The 4756-nt window shown below is 56.2% G+C and carries 2 protein-coding genes and 1 pseudogene; 1 reads left to right on the top strand and 2 read right to left on the bottom strand.

Features of this window, described 5'->3' with window-relative positions; translation table 11 throughout:
- A partial coding sequence (locus Q0510_RS16995) for a PVC-type heme-binding CxxCH protein (protein WP_298714497.1) occupies positions 1-2602 on the bottom strand: 2602 nt, incomplete at its 3' end.
- Between the two features lie 128 nt (positions 2603-2730).
- Here Q0510_RS16995 and Q0510_RS16990 point away from each other — a divergent pair.
- Positions 2731-3630, top strand: coding sequence for an AraC family transcriptional regulator (locus tag Q0510_RS16990; protein WP_298714494.1), 900 nt, complete (start codon positions 2731-2733; stop codon positions 3628-3630).
- On the opposite strand, the pseudogene Q0510_RS16985 reads toward Q0510_RS16990, so the two are convergent.
- A pseudogene (locus Q0510_RS16985) lies at positions 3608-4756 on the bottom strand (hypothetical protein); the annotation flags it as partial. The gene Q0510_RS16990 and the pseudogene Q0510_RS16985 overlap by 23 nt on opposite strands.

Below are 4756 nucleotides of genomic sequence, written 5' to 3'. Positions count from 1 at the left end.
CGGCGCTTTCGATGAATTGCGGCAGGCGCATGGTTTTCCACTTGCTGTCGTCGACGTTTTCCCCGGAGCGGTCTGCCGGTTTGGGCGCATCTTTCCCGAATCCCGGGTTTTCGGCCATGAATTCCGCGATGAACCCTTTGCGGTGGTGCGCCGCGGCTGCATATATACCTTTCTGCAACCACTGGTCGTTTTTTACCGCGGGCTCTTTGCTGATGGCATACAATACGCGGCCCAGTGTGTCTGACGCAGGCACTTCCGCCAGGGCCACAAGTGCCGCCAGCCGGGTGTTGGGATCTTTATCGCGGAGGGCGCCGGAGGCAAGCACCTGCTTGTCGGTCCAGCGATGGCGGGCCAGGATCTGGATCGCGGCTTTGCGCACGGCCGCGTCTTCGTGCAACAGCGCCTTTTCAATAGTTGTACGGTATTTGCCGGAAGCACCGAGGCCGTCGATGGCCCAGAGCGCATGCAGTGCCCCGGGGGCTTTGCCGGCCGTTAGATCCGCCAGTTGCGCCAGGGCCGCGGAGTCTTTCTTTTCCACCAGCAGCCGCTGGGCGGTCATCCGCCAGAAAAGGTTATCGTGGTTGAGCGCGGAAATATAAGAAGCGGTGTTTTCGAGTTTGACAGCAGGCGATGCTTTCGCTTTTTTATGCACGACGCGCCAGATGCGGCCATGGGATTTGTCGCGCAGGGGATTTTCATAAGCATTCCCCTTGCCGTTCACCGCCGCATAACCACCGCGCTCCTCAGTGGGCGTGGGATTGTGCTGCACGATGAAATTGTACCAATCCAGCACCCAAACGGCGCCGTCAGGCCCTGTTCTCGCATCTACAGGGCTCACCCATTCGTCTGCCGAAGCAAACAGGTTCCAGCCGTCCTTCTCTTTGAAACCCGCGCCGTCTTTCACGATGCGCGCCACATGCACGAGGTGCCCGGTCGGCTCGCAAACGAACGCCACCGACTGGTAAGCTTCCGGGTATTGCGCCGCCGTATAAAAAGCGTGGCCGGATGCCGCGGTGAATCCGCCAAACACATCCACCTGCCGCACGTGATCCGTCACAGGATGCATGGCATAGTGGCCGTCAATCTTCACGCTTCCGGCGATAGCCGCTCCCTCCACGCCTTTCAGCGCGGAATTGGGAATACCCATGAAAACACTGTGCGTATTATTGGCGGTAGAAGCAAAAATGTCGTTCGCCGCATTGAAGCCGAAGCCCCAGGTGTTGTTGCTCGTCGGGGTCATGAATTCGAACTTCGACGCATCCGGTTCGAACCGGTACACGCCCTGACTGAATTCCTGGTACTGGCCGCCGGCATTGCCCCTGAAGCCGGAATACCCCACCGTTCCCCAGATCATGTTATCCATGCCGTATTGCAGGTTCGAAGGACCGGCGTGCGTATCGAACGTACCCCAGCCGGTGATAAGTGTTTTGCGTGTATCGGCTTTATCGTCGCCATTGGTATCCTGCAAAAACAGGAAATGCGGCGCCTGCGAAACGATCACGCCACCGTTCGCGAAAACGAGGCTGGTGGGGATGTTCAGGTTGTCGGCAAAAACGGTGAACTTATCGGCTTTGCCGTCGCCATCGGTATCCTCGCAGATCTTGATCCGGTCGTCGCCCTGCCCTTCCGTGCCGCGCACGGTATTGGGATAATCCACCGTTTCGATCACCCAGAGGCGGCCTTTTTCGTCCCAGGCCATGGCGATGGGATTGATGATATCCGGCTCGGAAGCGAAAAGCTGCAGTTCGAACCCGGGCGGAACCTGTATCAGCTTCGCCGATGAATCCGGGCTGAGCGGCAGCTGGAACCGCGGTGCGGGATCGCGTTTTTCGTAGTTGGGAATATTGGCTTCGTCGCGGTATTGCAGCGTGGGCATGGTTTTGCGGAAAGCCTCCCATTTGCGGCGGGCTTTGTCGCCGGCCGCCCAGAGAATACCGTTTTTCATCAGCTGATGGAAGCCGGGGTTGCCCCAGGTGCGCTCGTCGTGGCCATAAGCCGTGTAGAAAACGCGGCCGTCGCCGTATTGTTTCACCCAGGTCCAGGGCTCGTTACGGCCGTTTTCGGGGCGCTCTTGCAGCACAGTGCGGTCTTCCGACAAATGATCGTGCACATAGGTTTCGTCCCAGGTGATAAAAGGCGCCAGGCCTTGTGTCACAGGGTGCGTGGTATCGAGGGTGTTGACGTGGAAGGTGGCCGTGTCGTGGGATTTGAATTGTCCGCCCACCATTTTCACGAATTCTTCGGAATTGCGGAAGCAGTAGCTGGCGCAGTGGACGGGCACAAATCCCTTGCCGCCCCGCACAAACGACAACAGCGCGGCTTCCTGGGAAGGCGTGATGGAGTCGTGGTTCGCGTAGAGCATCAAAACATCGTATTGCCGGAGGTTTTCATCATTGAGGACATCCGGATCGTCGGCATACGTAAACTGGATACCTTCCGTGGCCAGCGCGGAGGCCAGCAGCGGCATGTATTGCGCGGAATGATGGTGGGTGGAAGCGTGACCGAGGAATAACACCTGCATCGGCCCCTCCTGCTCCCTGCCACAGGCGGCAAAGAGCATCGTGGATAAAACGAGGACTAAGACGTGGAATCGAATTTTCATGCTGATCTGAATTCAATCCCAAATTCCGAAATAAAAAAATCCCGTCATTCCTCGATTATGTCGTATTCAGACTGTATTTTGTCTTTAATTCCGGTTTTACATCTTAATAATGACAAATAAAAGGTAACATGAAAGCCGTTCAAAAAGCCCGCATCTCGCCCGACAGCGCCTTTGCCGTACAGCACCTGCATGCGCCGCACTTCGACCATAACTGGCATTTCCATGCGGAATACCAGTTGTTTGTGGTGTTGCAGGGAACGGGAACGCGCTTCATCGGCGACCATGTGGAACCGTTTTCGCCCGGCGACCTGGTATTTACCGGGCCGGACCTACCGCACCTCTGGCGCAGTGATCCCGAATATTTCGAGGGCGACCGCTCGCGGCAGACGGAAGGCGTGGTGATATATTTTCATGAAGATTTACTGGGGCCCGCGCTCCTGTCCAAAAATGAGGCGTTGCGCATCCGGCAGTTGCTGAACCGGTCGCGCCGGGGTATCCGTTTCACGGGGCCAACGCAACAGGAGGCGGCCCGCCGCATGGAGGCATTGCCGGCGCTGCGCGACTTCGAGCGGGTGCTGGGATTGCTGGAGCTGTTGCACCTGTTGTCCGAATCAGAATCCTGCCACCTGCTGGCCGGCGCAGGCTATACGAATGCGCTGAAGGCCGAAGACACCGAGCGGATGAACAGCGTGCATGCTTACGTGATGCAGCATTTCAGGGAGAAGATCAGCCTGGAAGCCGCTGCTGCATTGGCTAACATGACGCCCACTTCCTTCAGCCGCTATTTCCGAACCCACGCCAATAAAACCTTTTCGGACTTCCTGAGCGAAATCCGCATCGGATATGCCTGTAAATTGCTGTTGGAGAAGGAAATGGATGTGGCGCAGATTGCGTATGAAAGCGGGTTTCAAACCTTATCCAATTTCAATAAGCAATTTCGCGACCTCACATCTTACAGTCCGCTCGCCTACCGACGCGCGTACGCGGAATCCGGCTATCCGGGCACTAACCGAAATGCAGTGCAATGACGCATTTGCCGGGAATGGAGAACTCCACGCTGCCATCGTCCTGTTTCTTGCCTTTTATTTCCGCACCGCCGATCAAGACACGGCATGCGGGAAGAGGTTCCTCATCTTCCGGCAGCAGCCGCATCCTGCAGAACATGGCCGGATGGCCGGTGACTTCAATCTCTACGCCGTTTTCCAACTGTTTCACATCGTCGTGCATGGGGTAATCGATAAAAACGGTGCAATTCCATTCATTGAGGACTTTGTAATGCCGTGGCACTATGCCGAAGGGAACGCCGGCGCCATAAACCTCTTGACCCACCGTACCGGATTGGTTCCAGCCGTCCTGCAGATCTTCGATCGGGATCCAGGTATCTGTTTCGATTTCGCCGGTTTTCGGCTTATCCACCAGCATTTCATTGTTCACCATTGGCGGGAAGTAGAATGCGCAGCGGTGGATCATAAACCGGATGAATTCGGATAACAGCAGGGTGATATGCTCCGGTAATTTCGCGTCCTTCGCCATTTTGAGATAGTCGTGCATGGACGACATCACCTCTATTTCTTCATACACCGCGGCATACGGCGCATCTTTCAGCGGGAACAGCATGAAAAAGGTTGGATATTGTTTACCGTGGCCGTAATTGCAGTCCCATAAAGAAGTATTGCGCATGATGGTAGCCAGGGCCGTCAGGCTTGTTTTCAGGAAGACTTTTTCCTTTTTGATGAGATACAAACGCAATAGGGCTTTGGCGCCGAAAGCGGTCACGTTTGCCTGGTAGAACAGGTTGAAGCCCTTCTTCGCAAGGGAGCGGCCTGCGGCGGCGGCTTCTTCGAGAAAGCGCTCTTCGCCGGTTTTTGGCTGAGCAGAAAGCGTATAAATCCCCGCCACATCGTGCTCCCCGCCTTTGCCGGGCTCCGTTTCGGCCTTCAGCACTTCAAGCGTGTCCAGGTGATAAAAAACCGGCCATTCGTAATTGAAATGGTGGGCAACTTTGATGGCGTATTCGACCGAATGCATCAGCATTTCCTTCACTTCCTCCACCCCTTGCTTCACCATCCGCGCAAGATTTACCAGCGGGTGGTGCAGGTACCAGGAATCCATGGTGCGGGGGTGCTTCTGCTCTTCCGACCGGTCCAGCTTATG

The organism is uncultured Chitinophaga sp., assembly GCF_937874145.1.
Taxonomy (GTDB): Bacteria; Bacteroidota; Bacteroidia; order Chitinophagales; family Chitinophagaceae; genus Chitinophaga.
This window is presented reverse-complemented; position numbering and strand designations above follow the sequence as displayed.